Below are 25,952 nucleotides of genomic sequence, written 5' to 3'. Positions count from 1 at the left end.
AGTCAGCAGTACATGATTATGATTGTGCTCAAACTATTTTGAAAATAGAGCACTCATTTAATTTACTTAACCTCTAGCCCTCTTAGTCTTTTTATCCAATCACTTGATACGGTTTCAGTAAATCCTTTAATCAGTTTAACTGCATTAACTATATCGTTTAGATCTGCTACCTCAACTGATGAATGTAGATATCTTGTAGGTATCGATACAGCTCCTGTGGGTACTCCTTCTCTGTTTAACTGAATAGCAGATGCATCTGTTGTTCCTCCTGCTAGAATCTCCAATTGGTAAGGTATGTTGAGCATATTTGCTACCTCTATAAGTTTATCTACTATTTCTTTGTGAACTATTATACCTGAGGCATTTCTACCATCAGCAACTTTTATAGCAGGTCCTTTTCCTAGAGCAGTACACCATTCATTTGGGGAAACCCCAGGAATATCGTTCGCAATTGTTGTATCTATAGCTAAAGCTACATGGGGATCTATAGCAAAAGCGGCTGTTCGGGCACCCTTCAAACCAACTTCTTCTTGAACCGTTAGTGCGAGATATACATCAACGTTACTGTTCTCCATAGACTGGAAGGCTTTAATTGCTACAACTACACCCAATCTATCATCAAAAGCTTTACCCGTTATACGGTTGCTACCTATCTTAATAACGTCTCTATCAAGCACTACTATATCACCTATATCGATACCCATATTCTTTACTTCATCTCTAGAAGATGCGCCAACATCGACGAACAGCTCTCTAATCTCTGGTATCTGTCTAATTTCTTCCGGTTTAATGGCATGAGGAGGCTTCAGTCCTACAACGCCTCTGTACATTTTTCCATCCTTAGTTTTAACAATAACCCTCTGGAAAACTAGCGCCCTTTCTGACACACCACCTACAGGTTGAACACGCAGAAATCCACTATCTTCTACATGTGTTACAAACATTCCGATCTCATCCATGTGCGCAGCTACCATAAGTTTCGAATCCCCCGGCTTACCCTTTTTAACAGCAATTACGTTACCTATAGAGTCTATCCAAATCTTGTCTGCAAAATCTTTAACCATATCAATAACTACTCTTCTTATATCGTGTTCGCGTCCTGAGGGTCCCACGGCTTCACTTAAAATCTTTAAATAGCTGAATATTTCATCATAAGGTATAGACATGCAAAGTACCTCTACATATATTAAACGACAATAACTCTTTATCACAAAATAAATTTACAAGAAGATTCTTTTCGATATTTTTTACATATCTAAGCATAAAGGGTTGTTTTCTATTGATTCAAATAATACATATGAGTTAGATCCCAGTATCTAAAGCATTTAGATAATATTAAGATGCGTATAGCGGTGATAATCTCAGGCAAAGTAATTACAGTATATTGAGTTCTTTGAGAAACCTCTTTGCTCCTCCTATAGTGAACCCTATGTCGCTTGATATAGCTATGAAGTTAAAACCCATATCTATTTTCTCTAGAGCATCTTCTACGCTAAACGTATGTATACCTGCTATCTTATTGTATCGCTTAGCTGTTTCAGCTATTCTCTTTATAGTCTCTATATATTTAGTGCTGGAGAATTCACCAAATATTCCTAGTTGTGCAGAGAGATCATATGGTCCAACGAAAACACCGTGAATGCCTTCTAGTGAAACTACCTGCTCAAGATTGTTTATGGCATTAAGCGTTTCTATCTGTACTATAACGATTATTTCGCTATTAGCCTTTCTAAAGTACTCCCTAACATCCTCAAGTCCATACATAATACATCTTCTGGGACCTACCCCTCTAACACCTTCAGGAGGATATTTAACAGATCTTATAGCTAGTTCTGCTTCTTCTTTAGAACCTATTTGCGGAAAGAGAACACCTTTAGAGCCTATGTCTAGAACTCGTTTAACTATAACGAAATCGTTCCACGGAACTCTCACTATAGGAACAATATGGTTTCTCTTTATGGCCATTAAAAGAAACTCGACATCTCTAACATCTAGAGGTGCATGCTCCATATCAAAGACAAACCAATCAAAAGGTAGTAATGAAAGGGCTTCAACAATTTCCGGATAAGCTATGGTGATCCATGTACCAAAAACTGTTTTTCCTTTCGATATCTTATTTAACAATATATTGCTCATCAGATCGCCTCTAAAATACAATACGACTATATAGAATTTGATTAGAGACACTAATAAGGTGGTGAGCCACCTATGTACCGAATAGTTGATAAAACTAGTCTACTTCTTGAACAAGTTATTAACCTCCTAGATTCACTAATACGCTCTAAATTATATTTTTATAGAGCTTCATAATATCTGAATTCTACAACGATACCTTACAACATTGAGATTCTGATATTCTACTAAACTTCTTAGTCTGTTTTCTAAAAAGTATTGGTACGATATCAACAAAAAATTAGGCCTTGATATCTACTTGCTCCCCATGATCACTAAAACATTGTGTACCTTATTATCGTTAAATATCGGAATCTTATTTCCTTCTATTGGTTTACCATCAACATATACCTGTTTTATTCCACGATTCACATGTTCTTCGTTTTTAACCTCTATTACGTACGTAGCCCCTCTAAATTTTCTTACCATTTTGAAGTAACTCCAATTCCTCGGTATACATGGATCTATTATAAGACCATCATATGTTGGTCTTACACCTAATATCCACTGTGTTAAAGCTACAAACATCCACGAGGCTGTTCCTGTGAGCCACGAGTTTCTAGCCATACCGAAATACTTTGATGCTGGTCCTGCTATTGTTTGTGCATAAACATATGGTTCTGCTTTATGTATATGAGCTATAGAGTGTCTTGCTGATGGATTCAATCTTTTGTAGTAATCTAATGCATTATCTCCTCGACCAGCAATAGCTTCAGCTATAATTATCCATGAATTAGGATGACAGAATATGCTTGCATTTTCTTTATGTCCTGGTGGATAACTAGAAATTTCACCTAGATTCACATAGTATTTTGTGTATGGAGGCCAATGAAGTATTATGCCGTGAAGTGTTGCTAGATACATCTTTACTGAATCCAAAGCTTTTATAGCTTTACCATCATCTAACCCTATACCAGCCATAATACACATTCCTTGAGGTTCAATGAATATCTTACCTTCCTCACAATCTTTGGTCCCTACTTTGTTACCAAACGCATCATATGCTCTTAAGAACCATTCACCATCCCATCCATGTTCAAGAACTCTACTAGCCATATCTTGCGCTAGTTTACGGAAGTATGCTGCATCATCTTTACGACCTATGTGTTCAGCTATTTCTGCAAGTTCTTTAGCTGCTAAAACAAATTGACATGCTATGAAGACTGATTCAGCTGTCTTTCCATCAGTTCTATCTGGTGCTGTCTGGAAAGATTCATCAGGGTTCATTGATAGTACGTTAAAGTTTAGACAGTCATTCCAATCAGCATGACCTATTAGTGGTAATTTGTGTGGTCCTAGATTATTCACAATGTATTCTATAGATTTTTTGAGATGATCGTATAGAGATGTTTCTGTTCCAGGAGTACTATCGTATGGAACCATTTCGTATAGTATTGAATAGTCGCCTGTTTCCTTGATATATGCAGCTGTAGAGATTATGAGCCATAGAGGGTCGTCATTGAATCCCCCACCAATTTCTTTGTTGCCTCTCTTCGTTATTGGTTGGTACTGATGATATGTACTTCCATCTGGCAATTGTATTGATGCTAGATCAAGTATTCTTTGGCGAACTCTTTCAGGAAACATATGGATTGCTCCAAGTACGTCTTGGTTAGAGTCTCTAAACCCTATTCCCCTAGCTATACCGGATTCATAATATGAAGCACTTCTAGCTAAATTGAATGTTACAAATATTTGATACTGATTCCATATATTAATGATTCGGTTAACGTCTTCATCAGGTGTCTCAACTTGTATTATTGATAATAAGTTGTCCCAGTACCTCTTAAGTTCTTGGAAAGCTTCATCAAGTTTACTGGGATTCATATATTCTTTAAGTAATTCTTTAACATGCTTCTTGTTTATAACGTTAGGAGCTTCGAATTTCTCTTCTAAAGGATTTTCTGAGTAACCTAGTATGAAGATTACTTCACGTTCTTCTCCAGGCTTAAGACTCAACTTGATGTGATGTGAACCTATAACAGAACCTCCATATGCTACAGAATTTCTTGAGACTCCTTCTTCAACAACTATAGGGTTCTCTAGACCTCTATACACACCTATGAATTCTTCTCTTACTGTATCGAAACCAACTATGGGTTCTGAACATGCAAAGAAGGCGAAATGGTTTCTTCTTTCTCTATACCCAGTCTTATGATATATTACGCTATCTTCAACCTCGACTTCTCCTATATTGAGATTTCTCTGGAAGTTTGTCATATCGTCTAGAGCATCCCAGAAACAGAACTCTGTATATGAGAATATATCTAGATTTGATGCCCTATCTCTTTCGTTCTTTATCTTCAATCTCCAAACCTCAAATGTCTGGCCTAGCGGAACAAAATATGTTATCTCTGTTGCTATACCCTTGTACTTTGACTTTATCTTTGTGTATCCTAGACCATGTCTACATTCATAGAAGTCGAGAAGTTTCTTTATGGGTTGCCATGTAGGAGACCAGTACTCACTTGTTTCAGAATCCCTTATGTATATATACCTACCTGGTTGATCTGCCGGAATTCCGTGATACCTATAGCGTGTGATACGTCTATACCTAGGATCTCTATAGAAACTATAACCTCCAGCTGTATTTGAGATTAATCCGAAGTATTCTTCCTGACCTATGTAGTTTATCCATGGTGTAGGGGTATCGGGTCTTGCTATCACATACTCACGTGATTTATCATCAAAATACCCATACATAGATCTTAGCCTCTATACAACTATCTATATTTTAGCGATATCGTGTCCTATTAGCACACTATACAGTATAAAAGTTTAACTAAGGAAACCAGTAAATTATGTCTATCTTCCAAATACCTCTAGTTATCATTAATCAATTAATTATCTTTGTTTGGACTAGTCTAGATAACTGTTCTCTAGAACTTCATGATCTAGGCTATGATTATCTCTGTGACATCTAAGTAAGGTTATATAGTGTGGTTAGTATTAACATTCAACTCTATACCAATGTTTATCAAAACACACATCTTTTTCAATAGTAATTAATGCTCTGAACCTTATGTCTCTAGAGGATGCACCTACCCTAATCTCGTATTCTCCTCTCTCGATAACCCATTTATTTCCATCATAACCTGCTAGATACTTTATTGGTACCTTTATCTCAACCTCTTCTTCTTCTCCTGGTTTCAATGGTTTCGTTTTATAGAATCCTTTAAGTTCTTGGTACGGCTTGTCTATTTTACCTCTAGGTGCTCTAACGTATAGTTGTGCAACTTCTTTACCTACAGCATTTCCAATATTTTTGACCCTAAGCTTTGCCGCAATACTGTCACCATCCATATATACTTTAAGATCTCTGAATTCAAATAATGTGTAGCTAAGACCATATCCAAATTCGTACGCAGGCTCTATACCAAACGTGTCGTAGTATCTGTAGCCAACATATATACCCTCCTCATATACTATCTTCTTTGGGTTTTCCTTAGGTTCTCCAGGAAATGTCTTTATTGCTGGAATTTCCGATAAATGTTTGGGCCACGTAATTGACAGTTTTCCGCTTGGTGAAACCCTACCTAGTATAATGTCTGCAACAGCTCTACCAATTTCTTGCCCCGATAACCATACAACAAGTATAGCGTCTACGAGATCTCTCCAGCTTATGATCTCTATAGGACTAGGTATATTGAGTATTACAACAACCTTTTTGCCGTAGCTATGGAATTTCTCAGAGACCTTCTGTATCAATCTATACTCGTCATCTCTCAGATAGAAATCTCCTTTTACAGCCTTCCTATCGTATCCTTCACTAGAGATTCTTGAGATAGTTATTAAAGCTATATCACTTTCTTTCGCAATACGATCTAAAGTTTCTTCGTCAATAAAGTCTTCCGAGATAGTTAGAGCCATAAGGCGTGATAATATGCTTTCAGTGAATTCTATAACTAGCCATGAAATTAGACGTGTATCACCTTCCTTGAACACGTATTCTCTCATGTTTCTGTACCAGGTTACCGCGTCTTGATCGAACCAGAGTGGCACCATAGTTTCTCTATAGATTTTATCTAGTTCGTTGTTTATCTTGATCCCTCTCTCCTTAAGCCCATCCACTATAGATACAACATATCTTGGGTATGTGTTTCCGCTACCCAGACCACCCTTAATGGATAGGTAAGAGCCTTTACCGAATACTGCTACAGTTTTTTCTTGAGATATCGGTAGAGCTCCATTGTTCTTTAGAAGTACTGCTCCCTCTGCAGCAGCTTCATAAGCTACTTTAGCATTTTCTTCGAGATTAGGATTGCTGGATGGTTTATACCCCTTCCATTTTAGAGATTTTGATATAAGCTCTAAAACCCTTCTAGCTCTAGCATTTATTGTTTCTTCATCTAACTCTCCTTTTCTATACGCTTCTAAAAGTATTTGAACAACTCTATCATCGCCAGGCATAATCAAATCTATACCGGCTTTGATTTGTTCAACAGGATTATTGCCTGCCCACCAATCAGTCATTACCAATCCATCGTATCTCCAATCATTTCTAAGCACGTTAGTTAAAAGCCATTCGTTTTGTGTACAATACTTTCCATAGATCTTGTTGTAGGCCGCCATAACTGCCCATGGCTTAGAAAGCTCGATGGCTATTTCAAAAGCTCTTAGATATATCTCTCTAAGCGCTCTTTCAGAAACTACTACATCTATATTCATACGGCCTGTTTCTTGTTCATTAGCTATAAAATGTTTTAATGTTGCTCCCACACCTTCGGATTGAACACCCTTGACATAAGATGCAGCTAATATAGCTGTAAGCAGTGGATCTTCAGAAAAGTACTCAAAGTTTCTTCCACATAGAGGTACTCTATGTATATTTATACCTGGTGCGAGTAGAGCATCAATACCGTATTCTCTAGCTTCAGCACCTATGGCTTTACCGACTTTCTCTACAATTTCTGGATTCCATGTAGATGCTAAAGCTATCTCGTTAGGGAAAGCTGTTGTATAGTATGTAGATTTATCTCCAAACCTAATTGGATGTATTCTAATACCTGCTGGTCCATCGCTAAGAGCTATCGAAGGTATGCCTAAACGATCAATAGCTCTAGTTTCTCCAGCTACTCCAGGAATTTTTGTTGTAAAAAAGCCTGCACCAACAATAAGTCTGATCTTTTCTTCAATACCTAGTTCCTTCAATAACTTATCTATATCCATATATCTTCACAACTTTTGGATGAAGAAAAAGCAAAAATAAAAGATTTCTGATTATGAATAAGAAGAAGCTCTACATAATTATTGTAGCGAAATCTATTCTATAGTCTAACCTCTACAAACCTTTCATAGCTAATTCTTCACCAATACCTTGATTCTCTCTAGAATCGTCATGAATAACGATCTAGATAGCATGGTTATGTACATCAAGATCTCGAAGACTTTCGTAACCTCTTTGACGATCTTCTCCTTGACTTCTTTTGAAATAATGCTCCACATATATGATGGACTACAGATGTATATAGGTAGCATTGCATAGAACTTTACTAAAGATTGAAGCTCTTGATATTAATTCAAATCTATATCATACTGTAACCGGTAACTTAAATGTTATCTACACGGAATACTCTATCTATATCAATATTAAAGCTGCTAAGGATCCTATAACTGTTGCTACAGCTAAAAATGGGGTGTCTCCAAATGCTATCATTATCCCACCTATTAATGATCCTAAAATAGATCCCATTTCTCTTGATATGAAGTAGTTTGCTGTTGAAAATCCTGCTGAAACTTCTATAAACATATTGTATAGAGTTATATCTATTAACATATAGAGTAGTGATGAAAGTACTATGTATGTTGTTAATGACACTAAATCTTTGATTACCGATAGCCCCAATATGAGAACACATGTTCTTATTGCAATCAACGGTATAGCGAAACCTCGTCTATTTGTTGAAAGATCTTTAAGTATTGCTATTGTTATAGCGGAGAGCACTGCTGCAATTCCGTACGCCATCCACATATTGCTCAAAACAATATAATTTCTCAGAATAATGGGTAATACAGTGAACACATAGTCTCCTAGAGCTGTAGTCATAGTTGTAGAGATGAGTATTTTGTAAGGCGGAATCGTGTTCCATTTATCCCAAGAATATGTGAATATGTGTTGGACTAGATTTGGTTTATCGAGGAATAGGATAGATGATGATGCTTTAATATACATTCCTAGCTCATCTAGACTTCTACTCAATCTATAGATTTTTCTCGCAAGTGTTAGAGATATAGATGGGGTTAGAATAAGCGATATTACCGCAAGTGTTAGAGATATCCAAAACAGGTTGTGTATGGATAGTACTCCTTCAAATGACATCACAATAAGAACAACGCCTCTAGCAAGACTACTCAAACATCTTTGGAGTATTGATGATGTTTGCCATAAATCGCTATCGATGTTTTCAAGCATTGTTACAGAAATAGCTAGATTCATTGAGGCTACAGAAACAGCATGCATAGTATATGATAGTAGTGCTGTTATATGATTCAATGATCTAAAGCATAGATATGCGATACCTAGGGACCCAAACGCAAACAATAATAGAAACTTGTTGTAACCTTCATCAGCAACTCTGTTCAATGCCTTACTTATCAAGACATATGCTATGCTCCATATAGCACTCAATAAACCCATATATGCACCAGAAACCTCTAGATTGTATCCTATGAAGACAAACAATATAGGATCTAACGATACCAAAACACCATATACAATAGAGATGATAAATAGCCACATCAATTTGATTCATCAAGTGATTTTGTGGAAATACAGGAAATTAATAAGCTGTTACCCATATTAATATCAATTTAGTAAATAGTTTAGAGAATATAGATATGGCTATAGATTTAAAAACTAACTAATTTTGTCTTGGAAACCATTTCTCTATCCAATTTAGAGAATTAATGTGGATTATATCACATCAAATCGTCTGACCCATAGTATATGACTTTATAGCGTATCTCTACTTCTCTTATATAGCTATACCAAATTGATTCTCGATATACAACTTTCAAACCCTATACCACTTCCTTCATGAACTGTAACAATACCTCGATAATTTATCTAGATAATTCTTAAATTCTTAGAATCCCAGTAATGACTTAGGTTATAGGTGGTTTATAGTGGCTGGAGAACAGTATACTGAAATATTTAAGTATCTAGTTGATATGGAGAAGAAGCATGCTGAAAACCTTAAGATTTTGGCAGATAGAATTAAGCACCCAGTTATGAAAGCACTATTAATCGGTATTGCAAACGATAGTGAAAAACATGCACAATTCTATACAGCTATCATAGAGCTTATCACCAGATACCAGCCAGCTATTTCTCAAGAAGAATTCAGAATTCTTAAAGAAGAAATTGAAAGACATATAGAAACTGAATTAAAGATGATGGAGACAACAAAACAACTCTTCACTAAATTTAGTGATTCTAGAATAAAGTTATTGATAATGGCTATACATGAAGATGAAGTTAAGCATCATAAAGTTTTAACCAGCATTAGAGATAATGTGGCTACCGAATATGTTGTTAATGAAGAGGATATGTGGAGTGCTATATGGAGAGATAGTCCATGGCATGGAACTCCAGGAGGATAACATTAAATATAAAGCTAATAGATGGCTCTAACATATCTTCAAGAGGTAAACTTTTTTAAATAAATACAACAATCACTACACTACTCATTGAAGTTTAACACTTTTGCACCAAATTAATTATTGCAGCCCTATGCCTGGTTCCACTCTATACATATTTGATGCTCTCGCTATCTTCGTCTCTTAGCAAGAAATCTCTAGGCTTTTCCCATTCAGATATCGATCCTTCAATTATATAGAAGACTGGATTCACATCTATTCTCTCTATACATTCTATCTGTTTCCTCCATTGAGGATCTCTAGATGATAGTTTGTATAAGAGCAACTTGTATTCATATCTTATTTGTCCAGATGTTATTGGTATAAAGCCTGTGATAGATGTATTGTATACCTTGATTTTATTTAGATTGAACCTGTATCCTCTATTTACGCCTTCAAGATATACATAGTAGAGATATGTACCAATAGATAGTAATGGGTTCTGTGATTGTTTAAATCTAGTCAATTGTGGATGGTTTATGTAACCTTTTGTTGATCCTTCAAGAACTTTTTGTGCTAGAAGACCTTCTCTCCAGAGAGCAATAAGGCCTACTCTATCTAGAGCAGCATTAAGAGCATCGGCATTTCCGTGGATATCGGAGATTATAGCATTTTCATAGTTAAACCCAGGCTTTTACCTTTATGCATAGTACTAATATGTTTAACTATCACTGTGTTTACCCTACTTAGTTAAGTAATACATAAGTTATTTATGTATTTTGAATTGCCCTCCATTAGCTACCCCTATATGTATTGATTTATTCATTACATTCATTGTTTCTGTAAACAACTGATTTAGCTATAGATGTACAGTACATCTTTTTGAAAGGTTAGGGAAAATGTTTGCAGCATTAGTTGGTTTGTTATAATAGGTTAGTTTTTATATCTGCTAACCGTTACTATACTTGGTGTTTGACACATGTCAAATTCGGGTATAAGTAGAAAAATCGAGATAATGAAAAACTTATTGAAAGCTATACACAAAGGTGAAAACGTTGAAGAGCTTAAGAAGAAGTTCGGGGATGTTATTGCCCAGATATCACCGTTCGAAATACCGTTGATTGAGCAACACCTTGTTGTCGAAGGGGTTTCTGTAGAAGAGATTTTAAGGCTTTGCGATCTCCATGTAGAGCTGTTTAGAGATTATCTTGCTGGTAAAGAGCTCTCCAACGTACCTAAGGGGCATCCCGTCGATCTTTTCGTTAAAGAGAATGAATTGATACTTAAGCAGTCGGAAGCATTAGGTTTTTACTCCTCTATGCTTTTAAAGGCTCAAAGTATTGAAGAAGCTTCAAGGTATTTACAAGGCTTACTTAACGTTGTTAATAGTCTTAGGGCTTTAAGAAGCCATTATAGGAAGGTGCAGATGCTTCTATTTCCCTATCTAGAGAGAAGAGGTATTATAGCTATCCCAAGGGTTTTATGGGGTAGAGAAGATCAAGTAGTTGTAAAGCTTAGGAAGTTATCCGAGGAGATTAAGAAAGCGTTAGAATTAAGGGGTTTAGAGGATATAAGGAGAGTTGGAGAACTAGGAATCGATATAGCTAAGGATGTAGGGGAACTAGTTTTTAGGGAGAATAAAATACTATTTCCAGCTGTATGGACTTTGTTTAGCGAAGGTGAGTGGAGCGCTATTGCTAAGATTGCTGATGAGATAGGGTGGATAGTTGATGTCAAGGATAGAGAGTGGAGCCCTAGAGAGAAGCCTGTTCTACCATACGAACTTAAGGTACCTATAGAGCTTCAGCAGCTAGAGAATCTTCCACCAGAGTTCAAAGATATCGCTCTTAGAGGTGGTTTAAATCCTGATACCTACGAGATTAAGGAGGAAGGTGATGTAGATCTAGAGACAGGATATCTTAATGTAGAAGAAGTTAAGGAGTTGATTAGGTCTCTTCCCATAGAGGTAACCTACGCCGATAAAAACGATAGGGTTACATTCTATAGCGAGAGCAAGCTTAGGAAAGGTTTCGTAAGAACAAAAACTATACTCGGTAGAAGGCTTGAGTTCTGCCATCCACCAAGACTTGAGAAACTCGTTCGTAGTGTAGTCGATGAACTGGAAACAGGTAAAGCTGAGTATAAGGAGTTCTGGACAAAAATTAGCGATAGAATAGTTAGAGTACTTATAGTAGCTGTTAGAAACGACAAAGGTGAGTACCTAGGAGCTTTAGAGATTGTAGAAGATCTCACAGATATCATAAATAACGTTGAGGAGATTAAGAAGAAGATAATGGTGTTATAATGAAGTCTGTACTAGAGCTTGGATCAAAATACATTGTCCCTGCGATAAGAAGAGAAGTAGTGCTAAAGCTTATTAAGAAAGGCTTCATGGGTGTAGAGATAGCTAAAATCCTCAAAATATCTCCATCGCTTATAACAAGGTATATAAACGGAGAACGGGGAACACAGGTAGACTTAAGGAGATATAAAGATATAGTAGAGCGTATAGAGAATCTTGTGGATAAAATATCAAGTGGTGAAGTAGATCAATACATAATAGCTAAGGAAATCGATAGAATAGCCATATACTTTATGTCCAGAAAGCACCTATGTGAAATACACAAAAAACTAGAGCCAAATATAGTGCCAGATAAATGCAGTATATGCCTAGAGCTATTCAAAACAAATAAGATTCAATAAATACTAATAGCTTAACATAAGCGGTATACCTACCTATTTATATTTATATTCTATAACTAATAACTAAATACCTAGAAGATCAGCTTAACAACATTGGTAACAATTCTCAACCACTATACCAACACCGCTAAAGTATTTAATACGTTTTTCAATTAGCTTCAACGAGAAAAATATGTTCTAAGATATTCCAAGGATACCTTTAAGAACTTAATCCATTGCTTTGGGTAACAAGTCGTATACATAAGTATAGCTATTGGGTTACGCTAGGTAGAACAGCTATAGTTTATAGGACGTTTAACGTATGGTAGATATGCTTTAGTTGAGCTAAGCAGTAATGGTGTAGAGTTTGTGAAAATAGGTAGGTTAGAAGATGCATAGCGTTAATATCTAAATCCAGGGTTATGTGCCTACCTATAGGTATGCTAAAGATACTTGTACATCGTAATCCCTCCAAACATCTACCCTAGATCTTTCGTACTCTCTTTCTATAGTTAGGTAGTATCTAGATACTTTGGATGGATAGACCATAACTTCGTCTATTGGGTACCTCCATCAAGATGTATGTGTCTTCTTCTAAGATACTTTCTAAGATACTTAAAGTATTATTCTAAGATGCTTACTTTGGTTGTATAAAGGTATTATATTACATGAATACTTCAGTTAAGTAGCATAGTGATAATGTATCTTGATTATCTTTGCTAGTTCTCTAGCATCAGTTAACTGATTTAATTGTTTTCTATCACTAGAGCAAGATTTTAAGCAATATCTATAATTCTCTTTAGTCTCTAGAAACCTTAACCAAACGTTATAGCGTAACTTGTTTTAAACACTTCCAAATAATCATATTTCAGTAGAATATTCATAGTGTTTACCTAGCCAAATAATTAAACATGGAAATCATAGATACTGGGCTCTAAACTTTAGCTAGCCAAGAGATCTATATAGATTTTTACAGAATTTATGCTATGGTGTACCATATAATGTATAGTAGATCGTGATATTATGACTATTATCTTTTACATCTCATAACTATATCATGTAGCTGTTTTTAGCTTATGATTGATGCATTATTTAATTTATGTTTGAACATAAATAGATAATTGTGATATGTTTGTGAATTTAATTAGTTGATGTATGATATACCAACTATAGTCATAGTCCTAGTTGCAATGCTATAGGGTTATATAGAGTCCATACTATATATTATTTGATAATTCTGTATTAATTAGCAACAAAATTGTGTTTAGTTTAGAGATTTTGGGTTCTATCTATTCAAATATCATATTTGTATTGATTTTCTGAGATGCTGTGTGTCGATAAAATCAATTGTATCCTCTATTTTCATTAATTTCGATCTTTTCCTATAGAGATCAAGCATATCTCTTTATTATGTTTATTTCAAATGGATCTTTTATCCCTCTTTTCCACAGCTTCACTAGTAAGTTTTCTGGTGAATGTTCTGTGACAATCAGTACATCTATGTTACTTGATAGTGTGTATGTATCTTCAACAATTGAAAAGATAGACTTCAGCCTCTCTATCTAGTTCTTTAGCTGTTTCCATAATTATCTTGAGGTAGTGTCTAATATCCCTATACACTTCTGCTCTATGTCTAGCCAACTTTATCAATAGTTCTTCTAACAACTTTAAACACCTTATCTACAGCTTCTCTTACTCTCAATACTTCTTCAACTCTAAAGCCTCTAGATATGTATCTCAAGGTTGTATAGATATCTTCAAGTAAAGCTAGTTCCACGCTATGTTCTATCTATGACCTTTTGATCTCTTCATAATTTGTGAGTTCATAGATTAACTCGAGAAGTTTCCTTAATGCTGTGTGTTCTTGGATACTCTATACACCTAAGATGAGTAAAACTGATTTCAGGAATAGCTGAAGACTTTGTTCAAGACTGAACATAGCTAGATCCTAGAACCCTTTATCGATTTGAAAGAGAGCAGATTCGTAGAAACATCTAGATCTCTCTAAAAGAATCTTTACCTAGCTGTGTTTAGTTAATACCTACACCTTGTATATGGTACTAAATGGTCTAGATTCTCTTAAATTTATCGTCTATCCAGTAAACCAATATTATAGTCGGCATGGATTTCCAGAAACTAGCGATACTGACGAACGGATCTAGTGTTTTATTGTCTTCTTGAAACATTACATTGTGCTATATTTTGTAGGTAGTATCCTGTTTATCTAATTCGCTATAGTCTGGGTATCTATGTATCTATTACCTTCTTAGTTTAAATAGTTTAAATATTATTAGAGACAACCTATAAATAGTTTAAATCTGGGATAGCTATGCAAGGTGAATACAGAATGTCAAGATCTTTAGCTAGAATTATGGCCATCATAACTATAATCGCTGTAGCTTGTTCTCTGATCTATATTGGTTTGTCTAGAGGAGATGTGTCTAGAGATAGTAATGGATTTCACTATGCTAGAGAATTGAAAATTGCTATATCTACGGATATCACAACAATAGACATTAACTATGCTACAAGTGTTGCTGATTTCGAGGTCCTTGGAAAAGTTTATGAAAGTCTCTTCAGAATAGGTTACAATCCTGTTGAGAAAAAACTTGTGTACATTCCTCAACTGGTTGAAAAATATATACCTATTAACGAAACATTTTGGTTTTTCGTGCTTAAGGATGGTATAAAGTTCCATAACGGTAAAGAGTTAACTGCATGGGATGTTGAAGCAAGCATCAGGAGATCCATAGAGATAAGCCCTATCGGTAGAATGCTTCTTAGAGATGCTGAAGGTATGCCAATCATAGATGATATTATTGTGTATAACTCATCATCATTTGCGTTAAGACTTAGAAAACCTTTTGCACCACTCATAGAGCATTTAGCTCATCTATCGGTTGCTGTAATGCCTAAGGATATAGCTGAAAGATATATGGATAAAAAGATCGAGTCGTTAGATGATGTTATTGGCACAGGTCCCTATAGGCTTATTGAATATGTGAGAGGACAGTATGTAAAACTTCAACGTTTTGATGATTATTGGGGCAAGAAGCCATTATTAGAGATGGTTATCTACAGAATTGTACCTGATGTGAACTCGAGAATAACTGCTTTAAAGACCAGAGAAGTAGATATTTCTGTTGGTATACCTCCTGAAATGGCTCTTCAGCTAAAGAGAGAAGGTTTTAAGGTGTATAATGAGACAGGTGTAAGATTCGTTATAGCCGCTATAAATACGTTGAAGATTCCTGATGTAAGGATCAGAAGAGCTATGAATTATGCTGTTGATAGAAGAGCTATTGTCGAGAATATACTTAATGGATTTGCTGTAATAGCGAAAAGCGTTGCATCCCCTATATTTCCTAACGTTGTATATCTAGAACCGTATAGCTATGATCCTGAGGAAGCAGAGAGGCTAATTACTGAAGCTGGGGGAATCAATAGAACTCTCACACTACTTGTTTCAACACGCAGTCCTAAAGATATAGAGCTTGCTCAAACACTAAAGTATTACTTATCAGAAGTAGGTATATCTGTAGAAATCCAGAGTATAGAGCATACAGCTTTTCTAAAAAAGGTATTCCAAGACCATGACTTTGATCTAGCGATATACGGACCTTCACCATCTTCATTATACTATGCTCTAACGTACTGGAGAACCAAAGCAGCACTTAATGCACCTCTATATAGTAACCCAGAAGTTGATAGACTTCTAGATATAGTTGTTGAAGAAAAAGATGAAGAGGTGCGACAGAGTATCTATAGAAGAATACAGGAGATTATATGGAGCGAGTGTCCAGCTATATGGTTATACTTTGAAAACATTATCATTGTGACTAGATCTAGTGTAGAAGGTCTCAGGATACTCCCATTCCAAATACTCATACTAGATGATGTGTATGTTAAGAACTAGAGACATTTTTTTAAGGGCTTTAAAGAAGATATCACTATATCTTTTTCTACTTATAGCAATACTATCGTTTATATACCTATCAGCTAGACTTATACCTGGAGACCCTATAACAGTTCTCTACGGAGAAATATCTGGAGACCCTGTTACCAGGAGCGTTCTTGAACGTCAATTAGGTTTAGATAAACCTATACAAATCCATCTACTGATCTATTTGAGGAACATATTTACTGGAAATTGGGGTAAATCGATATATACTGGAGAGAGTGTTGTATCGATAGTTTCTAGGGGATTTATGGCATCTCTTAAGCTTGCTCTACTTTCATCAGCTTTTGTAGTGATCATATCTATAGCTTTGGTTTATGTGGAATTCGTACACAATATACATAGTAACCTAATTCGTATATCTACCTCATTGTCTAGCTCTATACAATCAACTGTATGGAGTATAATTATCCTCTTACTTATAGCGAGAACTGGTTACTCTGTTGCTCTTGGAAGTATTTTGCCTCCATTATCAGTACTGACTATTACTGGTATAGGGATATTCTATAGAGTGCTTAGATCAGCTATAGAGTATAGCTGTAGACAACCTTTTGTAGGTATGTATATGGTTATGGGTTACAATAAGAGGTATCTGTTTCTCAAGGTCTTGAGGTACTCTCTACCTATGATCCTATCAGCGTTACTTTATAGAGTTGGGGTAATTATAGCTGGTGCTGTAGCTACCGAAGTAATATTTATGTACCCAGGCATGGGTTTTGTGTTTTATACAGCCCTACCATCTAGAGATTACCCTATTTTAATCGGTTGGGGAGTAGCTATATCAATCATATTGATGCTCGTGAATCTTGTTGTAGATATCGTCCATAGTGTGCTGGATCCCAGGGTCTCTATATCATGAATCTGAAGCTAACGATACTGCTTCTCTCTATATCGATTTTCGTGATACTGATGGCTATACTTGATATTGTTGTTCCTTATAGGTATGATGAAGTTAGGTTAGATAGAAGATTTCTGCCGCCCTCTATTAATCATCTATTTGGTACAGATTCTCTTGGTAGAGATGTATTTACAAGGGTACTCTATGGTACTAGATTTTCTCTTACAGTATCATCTCTATCCCTCGCTCTTTCCGCTACTCTGGGCACATTAATAGGAATTCTATCAGCTCTTTCTAAACACTTTCACACTTTCGCTGATCTTGTAATGAATTTTTTCTACATAGTTCCATCAATATTTGTAGCTACTATAACAGCTTTTGTAATAGGTTTCGGGATTCATGTAATAGCTATAGCTATAGTGTTTAGATTTCTCCCAATGTTCTATAGAGTCACTAGAACCATAGCTTTAACAGTATCTGTAGAACCCTATATCGAGTCTGTTAGAGCTGTAGGTGCATCAACATTATATGTATTGACACATTATATAGCTAGAGAAACAATATCTACAGTAGCTATTCTATCGATCTATAGTTTTCCAGAGACACTATCAATAGAAATCTCGCTTAACTTTATAGGATTAGGAGTACAGCCACCAACACCATCTCTAGGAAGTATTCTTGCTGAATCCGTAAAGTATGTAGTTGTAGCACCACACAATATAGTACCACCAATTTTGGTGGTATTTGCAGCAATTTTATTAGCAGAAATTCTGGGAGAATCGATCAAGAAGCATCTAGATAGCTACAATGTAGATAGGAAACTATTTTACTAATATATCATGGTGTTCTTTCTTAGAGTCCAAGTACATTAAATAGTTGAGGAGAATGTTCTAGATAAAATACATAACCTATAACTACATTGTGGCAACTGGAATATTATAAAGACTTAGGTTTGTAATGATAAAAATAGCCACTTCAAACTTTTTGTTCAGACCTTTTTGTGTTTCCCTCTCACTTTACTTCTGTTCTTGGTCTTCTTATATCTGAAGACTATAAAGCCTACAACTAACACTATAACTACTATTAGTGGTGTTATGTATGGTAGTACATCGCCTATTTGAATGAATTGTGATGTGTTAAGCGAGACTATGGAACTTATAGTTTTTGGTGTTGATGTAACTATCTCTTCGTTTCTCTTTAGAGAGAGTTTGTATATAACCCATCCAAACCGATTCTCAAATCTTGTAACCTCCTCGTGACCCGCTACATATATGTACCTACCATCAAATGCTAGAGAACCTATATCGAAATAAGAACTTGTAGCATTAGTTGGATCATGGAGATCCTTTATCGAGAGTATATTTAGATTAGTATCCATTAACACAGCTATTTGGTGTCTTGTTCTGTTTTGTTTAAGTACATCTCCAACCATGAAAATTAAATCATCTATACACAAACTCTTCGAAAAACTCGTGTTTGTGTATCTCCGTATATCTACGATATTGCCATCCGTATCCATCTTTATAACAGCCTCATCTCCCCCAATATAGGCATAGCCATGTTTATCGAAGCATACCGTTAGTGCTTGACCTTGAAGTTCTTCTAACAGAGCATGCTCTTTAACTGGCTTAAGATCTTTATCTAGAATCATTATGCTCCACATAAGCATTTTCTCATATGGTTTTCTGTTTGTACCTACAATCCATAGATGATTGGTAATAGGATTTATCTCTATATCGAATGGTCTTCCACCATAGATTTCTCTAGATGTATAGCTAGAAACAAGACGAAGGTCCCATAATCTTCTTTTCTCTACACGCCATTGCCATATCATTACTGTCTTATAGCCTCCAGTACCATTCACTGCTCCTACAGCATATATATACTCACTATCAGATGTAAATGCATGTATCCAATCTTCTTTTAGTGTATGATTCTCTTTGATATTGAGTAGCAGCGTCAGATTATCATCGAATACTAGAAACATCCAGCTAGTATCTCTCGAATCTTGACAATCAATACCAATAACATAGAGTCTATCGCCTATGAATCTGCAGTCATGAAGCTCTATTGGACATCCCTTTCTTCCTATGTTCCAAGTTCTCTGTATATAGCCTCTATTTTTATCCATCTTGAATACATATGCCACATCTCCATTATTGCCTATACCTACTACATAGATAAACCTATCTCTTTCTGCAACACAATACGGTTTATCATCCCCAGGAAGTATCTTTAATCTTCTAACCATTTCTACATCTATACTATACATAGTGTCTTCATCAGCAGATACCAATACAGATATCAGCGAGACAAGAACTATGATGACTATAGTCATAGGTAATAAATTAATCCTAGAGTTCATAGCTATCGCCACCATCTAACATTCAGTATCACAAATTTATCTCTTTTTCTTCTTGCTCTTTCTCTTACCTATTTTCCTAAATACAGCAAAACATACTCCAGCTGCAACTACAAGAACTAGGGATGTCGCTATAATGTTGAAAAAGTTATCACTGCTTATAACCTTATGTATCATTCGTAGATCTTCTGGTATTGACACAGCATACATTATGATGAACGTGTTCATGAGGTATCTACCACTACTTCTAGCACCATAGCCAGCTACATAGAGCTCTCTACCCATTAACGCGACTCTACCTCTATCGATATAAGCTGAATAATTTCTACCACATGTTACACACATTGTATCAACTATATCGAGATCATCATCAAGTATATAGATGTAGTGATTCTGAATACCGTATTCATCAGAATGTTGTATCACTAAAACTAGATGTGTGTCATTATATAGAGTAGCCTTCTTGATATCCCCACCTATACCAATTTTCTCAATTATATTTAAATCTCTATCAATTTTAGCAACATGAGAAGTTCCTGCTATATATGCATTACCTAATGAGTTGAAGGCTATGGAGTATGGGTAATTCGGTACCTCTAGATCTCTAGAGGATATATGTACGAGATCTCTATTATATACCTCTATTCTCCATGTACGTCTACTGCTGTTTGTACCAACAACCCATATATCTCCACTCACAGGATTAACCTCTATAGCACTTGCAATATCGCCACCTCTAGACGGATTAGACACCGCATAGATGTATTTGTAGATATCATCTCTATTCACTCTCTCTACAATCCACACAATATCGCTATAATTATTAGCTGCAATGCTACCGTAGCCAGCGATATAGAGATAGCCATAACCATACGCTATGGAAAGTGCTGCTCCATTGTCATGGGATTCTCTCCACATAACGAGATTAAGTTCAGTATCAAATAAACCGATAAACCATCTATTAACACCATAATCGTTTTTCTTAACACCAACAACAAATAAGCTAGAGTTAACGATAATACAATCATATAGTTCTCCAATCCAGTCAGATCTCCAAGAAAATAACCTAGATCCATTAGAGATAGATACACCATCAATAAACATACGGTAATATGTAGATCCAACAACATAGATGACATCTCTATGAATACAAACAGCATAAGCAATATCAATACCTTGCGAATAATCCTCTTCCAATAAATAATATGGATTACCAGTATAAACAATGTCGATAGCTATAAATGATGAAGCTAGAGCTATGAGAATAACTTGGATACCAACTAGAGCAAGTGGATATAGAGTTCTATACACCTTGACCACACATCTTAGCTATCAAATATGGGGTATAGAAATATAGTAAAGAAAAATAATTTAAAAATATTTATTATTGTTGAATAGCTAGGTTATCCTGTGTATACCCCGACTGATAGCCAGTAGTTTGATATGCTCCATCTCAGTTGCGCATTTAGATAGCTTGGTGATCCAAATTCTGTTCCTATTTCTGATACTGTGAAGTACATGTTATCCCATCCACTTCTATCACTATATTGTCTGGCAACATTTAGGAAATCTCTCCAGCAGAATGCTACTCTACTCGCACTTTCTCTAGATGTTGTTGGCCTGAATGCAAAGTACTCCCAACCAGTTTGTCCTACACCTCCAGATCTCCATAACTCATACTGCTGACTAACTGGTTGACCATTAATGTATATCGTTATTGTTGGATTTGCAACAGTGCCTCCTGCACCTTGCATCTGATGATATGCAAACCACACCATTACCTCAACTTCATTGGACTGTACAGTTTTACCTCTCGTGGTATCTCTTGTCAACCATGTCTCAAATGGGAAGTTAAACGGTAGATTTGAATCAACTCTAGTTATACTGTAAGATCCCATATAGACACATACATTGGTGTTTGCAAGCTCTGATACACGTATTGGTAACGTAGCAGAGCCTGATATGAATCCATCTGTCGCAGGTCCAAGTACATTCCATGGTTTAGCACCAATCCATACCTCAGGATATGCATGAACCCAACCACTAGAACTCTCCTGCTGAATATTCTGTAAACTAATATCCACGTTTACTGTATAATCTCTAGGACCTCTCACAACAACAGTCATTGCCACTTGACCAGAGCCTCCAACAACATTCCATAGATTTGGCTCAACAACAAAGTCTATAGCTCCATCACCATCTGCATCTACTTCTAGAGCTGGATACCTATTGTTAGCATTACCAGTAATAGTAAATGTACCAGTACCTCTCACCCTAGTTATAGTGTTATTTATAACAGTTACAATACCACCAGCAGGCGCAGTAGTTGGTACAGTTGTTGTTGGTGTTGGAGTAGGTGTGGTTCTAGGCGTGGTAGGCGTTGGAGTAGGAGTAGTTGTAATAGGAGTAGTAGTTGTTCTTGTCACCGTTATTGTTCTAATTATTGTTACTGGTACTGTTGTTGTATGTGTAACTGGCACAACAGTTGTTATAGGTGATGTAACTGTAAATGTTGCAGTAGCAACTACTTGAACATTAACAACAGTAGTCAGTATTATGGTTACTGGAACCGTAGTTGTAGTAATTGTAACTGTTGGCACAGTTGTTAGTGTTGGAGTAGGTGTAGGCGTTGGAGTAGGTGTGGTTCTAGGCGTTGTAGGCGTTGGAGTAGGAGTAGGTGTAATAGGAGTAGTAGGCGTTGGAGTAGGAGTAGGTGTAGGTGTAGGTGTTGTTATTGTTGCACCTATTTGTGGTTGTGCTGATGTTGCTGATAGATATACATTTGATGTTCCTATGTTTAGGTTTAGTGCTGTTGATGTTGTTGCGCCTATGTTGGGTATTACTATTGTTCTACTGTCTGTTCCTGATATAAGTGTCTGTCCATTGTATACTAGTTGTGTGTATCCTGATCCTGTTACTGTTACTGTTAGTGATGTCTGTATAGATGATAAATCTACTTGTATACCAGAAACACCTGTTATTGTTGCTGAACTTGCTACTAGATTACCATTAACATAAACAGCATTCACATTCAAACCAGATACAGACATCCAACCATCTGTACCAATCCATAAAACACCTCTATTAGCATTAAAATCTATAGCAACAATATCACCAGATCTAACACTAATACTACCACCACTAACAGATATTGATCCAGATGTTCTTGACCTAAACTGAAGAACACCAGATAATGATGCAGATCTAGCAGCATTAAGCATAACACTAGTACTTGGTGCAGGAACCAAATTATTTGGTTGAGTTAATAATGATGGTGCTATCATTAGTACCAATATTGTTCCTACAATAATTGCGGTTGCTTTGATTAGTTTTTCTTTATAATTTAGATTCATGATAGTGTACACCCAATACCAATTACATAGATATAATTAATACATGTTTAAAATTTAAAAACATAACTTATAGAATGACTAGAATGTGTAGAGATCAAAATGATATGTAGTCAAACTTGTTAAACTTGGTAACACCAGAGAATATTATTAAAGGACAATTAATTAGAGATTGAACATACGTCGTATCCTGAATAATTGGGGAAATAAGTTTTAATCAGCTTAGAGTAATGTTCTTTGTTTAATCATTACTTAGACTTATTGTAATTCATTGTGATTGTTACCTAGACTTACAATTATGGTTGAATTTGTCGTCTAGTACGTTATATTTACAAAAACCTTAGAACTTCATAGAGGTAGCTGAAGAATATTGAAAATGTTGAAACAATGATATTAGTCTGCTAACTCTTTGATTAACTTATGTATCTAGATGCTATTGATATATTGGTATCCTGTAGATCTTTAATTACTACATTGATTGTGTATCGAGTTACTCTAATTGATTGACTAGTTGAGCCTCAAGATTAGGGAGCAATTATCAGGTTCGATAAATCAGGATAAATCAAAGATTTGAATTACGAGTTAATCATACAAAGCAAATCAATTGAATTAATTGTACAAGAATTTCCAAAGACGTAACCTATATAGTGTGTCTAGGTAAGCTGGATATTCTTGTGATGTTGTTCCCCAAGGTTTAGCACCATATATAACCTCGTGATATCCGGGTGTATTGTATTGAGGAGCTGTACCTAATTGCCATTGAGATCTAGTTCGTAGAATCCCTCCCTGTAATATCTCCATAACAGCTTCTCCACTAGACTGAGATTCTCTACCCTCTAACCCCCATAGATTTACATCAATAGATGCATTACCTATCTGTCTCAGATTCCAAAGCTGACAAGAACCACCACTACAATAACCCCTCGAAACAGTACCAACATACTGACCAGTAGCAGGAAGAACATTTATAACTCTGAGTCACATCATTTACTGTGATCTGTAGCGCATACGTATTTATTGATGCTAATACTAATGAAGATAGCATCACTATTGTTATGATTGAACTCTTTAGTATATTTCATAATTGCAATCTTCATTGTTTTCGACACTCAGATCAATCAATTCAATCATAATTCTCAAACACTAGTTAGTTTAATAAATGCTTTGCACTTAATGATCCAACCTAACATTGAGGTAATTGTAAAAAAGTAGTTATAAGCTGAGTACAATCAAACCAACTAACTTAGGTGTACTAAGGGCTACCGCAAGAACCAGTATATGTGTATCTTTCACATAACTGTATTAAGTTCAAACTACGGTATATTCTTCATTAGAATGTTGAATCATATGGTATGTACACCATTATGAGTGGTATTATTGTCATCTCGAGAATAAGTCATAAAATTTCATGGAAATCTATATGACATTACTCGTAATACCTCACATTACTTAGCATAGTTATCGATAATACTTATCTCTACTTATTTCCACCTATATCTAGCTATCATACACGTAAAGCACAAATATCTGGAGACAGAACATAGTCATAAACAGTGTATTTAATTAGGTGATGTAAAGGTTATGTACAAATTTAACTCTAATGGAACACTCAAGTTTGTATCTGCATTAACAACCCTAGCAATAGTATTAAGTATGACGTACATGTTCACATATGAGTCGGTGCAAGTGGTATCCCAAACATCCACAGTTGAATACTTCATTAGAGATGGTAAGGTGTGGATGCGTACTGCGAGTGGAGAACGAGCCATATATATCACAGGAGTTAACTGGTTTGGTTTTGAGACATCGGATTATGTTGTCCATGGTTTATGGTCTAGGAATTGGCAAGATATGCTTCAACAAATCAAAAGCTTAGGATTTAATGCCATAAGATTGCCATTCTGTCCACCATCTGTAACACCTGGAACAACCCCCAAAACTATAGACTATAGTCGTAATCAAGATCTACAAGGTCTAGATTCTGTAACAGTCATGGAGAAGATAGTTCAGAAAGCTGCTGAACTAGGGATATTTATTATATTTGATTTCCATAGGATAGGATGCAATGAGATAGAACCTTTATGGTATACAAGTTCGTTTAGCGAACAAGACTTTATAAACGTCTGGAAATCCGTGGCTCAAAGATTTGGGAAATATCCAAATGTTATAGGTGCTGACTTAAAGAATGAACCACACTGTCCCATAGGAATGGGTAGACAAGACTGTTATACAAGTGGTCAAGGAGCTACATGGGGTATTGGTAACACAAGAACCGATTGGAATCTAGCTGCTGAAAGAATAGGTAGAGAAATCTTGAATGTAGCACCACATTGGCTAATAATAGTTGAAGGAACGCATTACACAAATCCAAGGTCTGATAATGTGCCTCTATACCCTGATGCAGTATACTGGGGCGAGAACCTAAGAGCGGTAAAAGATTATCCGGTGAATCTGCCAAGCAACAAACTCTTATACTCGCCACATACCTATGGACCCGATGTATACGTACAACCATACTTCAATGATCCAAACGTATATCCAGACAACCTCTACAAAATATGGGAACAAAATTACGGCTACGTTAAGACACAATTAGGTCTACCAATACTTGTAGGAGAATTCGGTGGTAGATATGGCAATGGAGGAGATTCAAGAGATAGAATATGGCAACAAAAACTCATAGACTATTTCATACAGAACGGAATATGTTGGTGGACTTACTGGAGCTGGAACCCCAATAGCGGCGATACAGGGGGAATACTAAAAGATGATTGGACAACAATATGGGAGGACAAATACCAAAACCTAAAAAGATCCATGGATTCATGCAAATCGACATATGGTGAAGTATGGGCTCCTACTCCAACGCCTACTACTACATTAACTACTCCTAGAACTACTACTCCTACTCCAACGCCTACTACTACATTAACTACTCCTAGAACTACTACTCCTACTCCAACGCCTACTACTACATTAACTACTCCTAGAACTACTACTGTTGTAACGACT

20 protein-coding genes are annotated in these 25,952 nt (G+C 35.9%); 7 read left to right on the top strand and 13 right to left on the bottom strand.

Annotated features, from left to right (window positions below; all coding sequences use genetic code 11):
- Positions 1-62: 62 nt before the first annotated feature.
- The 6 genes from QXK50_00100 to QXK50_00075 form a co-directional block, all read right to left on the bottom strand.
- A complete protein-coding gene (locus QXK50_00100; GenBank protein ID MEM2007564.1) occupies positions 63-1,166 on the bottom strand; it encodes a M42 family metallopeptidase in 1,104 nt (367 codons plus the stop codon).
- Positions 1,167-1,374: 208 nt separating this feature from the next.
- Positions 1,375-2,136, bottom strand: coding sequence for an aldolase/citrate lyase family protein (locus tag QXK50_00095; protein MEM2007563.1), 762 nt, complete (start codon positions 2,134-2,136; stop codon positions 1,375-1,377).
- Between the two features lie 291 nt (positions 2,137-2,427).
- A complete protein-coding gene (locus tag QXK50_00090) occupies positions 2,428-4,875 on the bottom strand; it encodes a glycosyl transferase (GenBank protein ID MEM2007562.1) in 2,448 nt (815 codons plus the stop codon).
- 246 nt (positions 4,876-5,121) lie between these two features.
- Positions 5,122-7,341, bottom strand: coding sequence for a beta-glucosidase (locus QXK50_00085; protein MEM2007561.1), 2,220 nt, complete (start codon positions 7,339-7,341; stop codon positions 5,122-5,124).
- 129 nt (positions 7,342-7,470) lie between these two features.
- Positions 7,471-7,650: a hypothetical protein gene (locus QXK50_00080; protein MEM2007560.1), complete on the bottom strand. Its 180-nt coding sequence runs from the start codon at positions 7,648-7,650 to the stop codon at positions 7,471-7,473.
- 100 nt (positions 7,651-7,750) lie between these two features.
- The gene (locus tag QXK50_00075) at positions 7,751-8,914 is read right to left on the bottom strand and encodes a hypothetical protein (protein MEM2007559.1); all 1,164 of its coding nucleotides are present in this window, start codon (positions 8,912-8,914) and stop codon (positions 7,751-7,753) included.
- A 383-nt stretch (positions 8,915-9,297) separates the two neighbouring features.
- On the opposite strand from QXK50_00075, the gene QXK50_00070 reads away from it, so the two are divergent.
- Positions 9,298-9,774 carry a ferritin-like domain-containing protein gene (locus QXK50_00070; GenBank protein MEM2007558.1) on the top strand — a complete coding sequence of 159 codons (477 nt, stop codon included), beginning with the start codon at positions 9,298-9,300 and terminating at the stop codon, positions 9,772-9,774.
- Positions 9,775-9,919: 145 nt separating this feature from the next.
- On the opposite strand, the gene QXK50_00065 is transcribed toward QXK50_00070, so the two are convergent.
- Positions 9,920-10,405: a pyrimidine dimer DNA glycosylase/endonuclease V gene (locus tag QXK50_00065; protein ID MEM2007557.1), complete on the bottom strand. Its 486-nt coding sequence runs from the start codon at positions 10,403-10,405 to the stop codon at positions 9,920-9,922.
- 324 nt (positions 10,406-10,729) lie between these two features.
- Between QXK50_00065 and QXK50_00060 the strand changes: the two genes are divergently transcribed.
- A complete protein-coding gene (locus tag QXK50_00060; protein ID MEM2007556.1) occupies positions 10,730-12,055 on the top strand; it encodes a DUF438 domain-containing protein in 1,326 nt (441 codons plus the stop codon).
- The gene (locus tag QXK50_00055; protein ID MEM2007555.1) at positions 12,055-12,453 is read left to right on the top strand and encodes a transcriptional regulator; all 399 of its coding nucleotides are present in this window, start codon (positions 12,055-12,057) and stop codon (positions 12,451-12,453) included. The genes QXK50_00060 and QXK50_00055 overlap by 1 nt, the downstream gene beginning before the upstream one ends.
- 1,506 nt (positions 12,454-13,959) lie before the next feature.
- Here QXK50_00055 and QXK50_00050 read toward each other — a convergent pair.
- Both QXK50_00050 and QXK50_00045 read right to left on the bottom strand, forming a co-directional pair.
- The gene (locus QXK50_00050) at positions 13,960-14,097 is read right to left on the bottom strand and encodes a hypothetical protein (protein ID MEM2007554.1); all 138 of its coding nucleotides are present in this window, start codon (positions 14,095-14,097) and stop codon (positions 13,960-13,962) included.
- Positions 14,066-14,209, bottom strand: coding sequence for a hypothetical protein (locus tag QXK50_00045; protein MEM2007553.1), 144 nt, complete (start codon positions 14,207-14,209; stop codon positions 14,066-14,068). Before QXK50_00045 ends, QXK50_00050 begins: the two co-directional genes overlap by 32 nt.
- A 570-nt stretch (positions 14,210-14,779) precedes the next feature.
- On the opposite strand from QXK50_00045, the gene QXK50_00040 reads away from it, so the two are divergent.
- From QXK50_00040 to QXK50_00030, 3 genes are read left to right on the top strand one after another with little or no spacing between them, the layout of a single operon-like run.
- Positions 14,780-16,348, top strand: a complete 1,569-nt coding sequence (locus tag QXK50_00040; GenBank protein ID MEM2007552.1) for an ABC transporter substrate-binding protein — start codon at positions 14,780-14,782, stop codon at positions 16,346-16,348.
- A complete protein-coding gene (locus QXK50_00035; protein MEM2007551.1) occupies positions 16,335-17,249 on the top strand; it encodes an ABC transporter permease in 915 nt (304 codons plus the stop codon). The genes QXK50_00040 and QXK50_00035 overlap by 14 nt, the downstream gene beginning before the upstream one ends.
- Positions 17,246-18,061 (top strand): ABC transporter permease, encoded by an 816-nt coding sequence (locus tag QXK50_00030; protein MEM2007550.1) that lies wholly within the window; start codon positions 17,246-17,248, stop codon positions 18,059-18,061. The genes QXK50_00035 and QXK50_00030 overlap by 4 nt, the downstream gene beginning before the upstream one ends.
- A gap of 155 nt (positions 18,062-18,216) precedes the next feature.
- On the opposite strand, the gene QXK50_00025 is transcribed toward QXK50_00030, so the two are convergent.
- The 4 genes from QXK50_00025 to QXK50_00010 all read right to left on the bottom strand — a co-directional run bounded on the left by QXK50_00025 (position 18,217) and on the right by QXK50_00010 (position 23,741).
- The gene (locus QXK50_00025) at positions 18,217-19,593 is read right to left on the bottom strand and encodes a hypothetical protein (GenBank protein ID MEM2007549.1); all 1,377 of its coding nucleotides are present in this window, start codon (positions 19,591-19,593) and stop codon (positions 18,217-18,219) included.
- A gap of 36 nt (positions 19,594-19,629) precedes the next feature.
- Positions 19,630-20,910, bottom strand: a complete 1,281-nt coding sequence (locus QXK50_00020) for a hypothetical protein (GenBank protein MEM2007548.1) — start codon at positions 20,908-20,910, stop codon at positions 19,630-19,632.
- 83 nt (positions 20,911-20,993) lie between these two features.
- Positions 20,994-22,943, bottom strand: coding sequence for a hypothetical protein (locus QXK50_00015; protein ID MEM2007547.1), 1,950 nt, complete (start codon positions 22,941-22,943; stop codon positions 20,994-20,996).
- A gap of 606 nt (positions 22,944-23,549) precedes the next feature.
- Positions 23,550-23,741: a hypothetical protein gene (locus tag QXK50_00010; protein MEM2007546.1), complete on the bottom strand. Its 192-nt coding sequence runs from the start codon at positions 23,739-23,741 to the stop codon at positions 23,550-23,552.
- Between the two features lie 780 nt (positions 23,742-24,521).
- On the opposite strand from QXK50_00010, the gene QXK50_00005 reads away from it, so the two are divergent.
- Positions 24,522-25,952 (top strand): glycoside hydrolase family 5 protein (locus QXK50_00005; protein MEM2007545.1); only part of this gene is annotated, 1,431 nt, incomplete at its 3' end.

The sequence above is a fragment of the Ignisphaera sp. genome, from assembly GCA_038831005.1.
Lineage (GTDB): Archaea > Thermoproteota > Thermoprotei_A > Sulfolobales > Ignisphaeraceae > Ignisphaera.
This window is presented reverse-complemented; position numbering and strand designations above follow the sequence as displayed.

Excerpts from the sequence above, each read along its gene's own strand:
- QXK50_00100 (MEM2007564.1), bottom strand. The coding sequence starts at position 1,166 with ATGTCTATACCTTATGATGAAATATTCAGCTATTTAAAGATTTTAAGT.
- QXK50_00095 (MEM2007563.1), bottom strand. The coding sequence starts at position 2,136 with ATGAGCAATATATTGTTAAATAAGATATCGAAAGGAAAAACAGTTTTT.
- QXK50_00090 (MEM2007562.1), bottom strand. The coding sequence starts at position 4,875 with ATGTATGGGTATTTTGATGATAAATCACGTGAGTATGTGATAGCAAGA.
- QXK50_00085 (MEM2007561.1), bottom strand. The coding sequence starts at position 7,341 with ATGGATATAGATAAGTTATTGAAGGAACTAGGTATTGAAGAAAAGATC.
- QXK50_00080 (MEM2007560.1), bottom strand. The coding sequence starts at position 7,650 with ATGCTACCTATATACATCTGTAGTCCATCATATATGTGGAGCATTATT.
- QXK50_00060 (MEM2007556.1), top strand. The coding sequence starts at position 10,730 with ATGTCAAATTCGGGTATAAGTAGAAAAATCGAGATAATGAAAAACTTA.
- QXK50_00055 (MEM2007555.1), top strand. The coding sequence starts at position 12,055 with ATGAAGTCTGTACTAGAGCTTGGATCAAAATACATTGTCCCTGCGATA.
- QXK50_00040 (MEM2007552.1), top strand. The coding sequence starts at position 14,780 with ATGTCAAGATCTTTAGCTAGAATTATGGCCATCATAACTATAATCGCT.
- QXK50_00035 (MEM2007551.1), top strand. The coding sequence starts at position 16,335 with ATGTTAAGAACTAGAGACATTTTTTTAAGGGCTTTAAAGAAGATATCA.
- QXK50_00030 (MEM2007550.1), top strand. The coding sequence starts at position 17,246 with ATGAATCTGAAGCTAACGATACTGCTTCTCTCTATATCGATTTTCGTG.
- QXK50_00025 (MEM2007549.1), bottom strand. The coding sequence starts at position 19,593 with ATGAACTCTAGGATTAATTTATTACCTATGACTATAGTCATCATAGTT.
- QXK50_00015 (MEM2007547.1), bottom strand. The coding sequence starts at position 22,943 with ATGAATCTAAATTATAAAGAAAAACTAATCAAAGCAACCGCAATTATT.
- QXK50_00010 (MEM2007546.1), bottom strand. The coding sequence starts at position 23,741 with ATGGAGATATTACAGGGAGGGATTCTACGAACTAGATCTCAATGGCAA.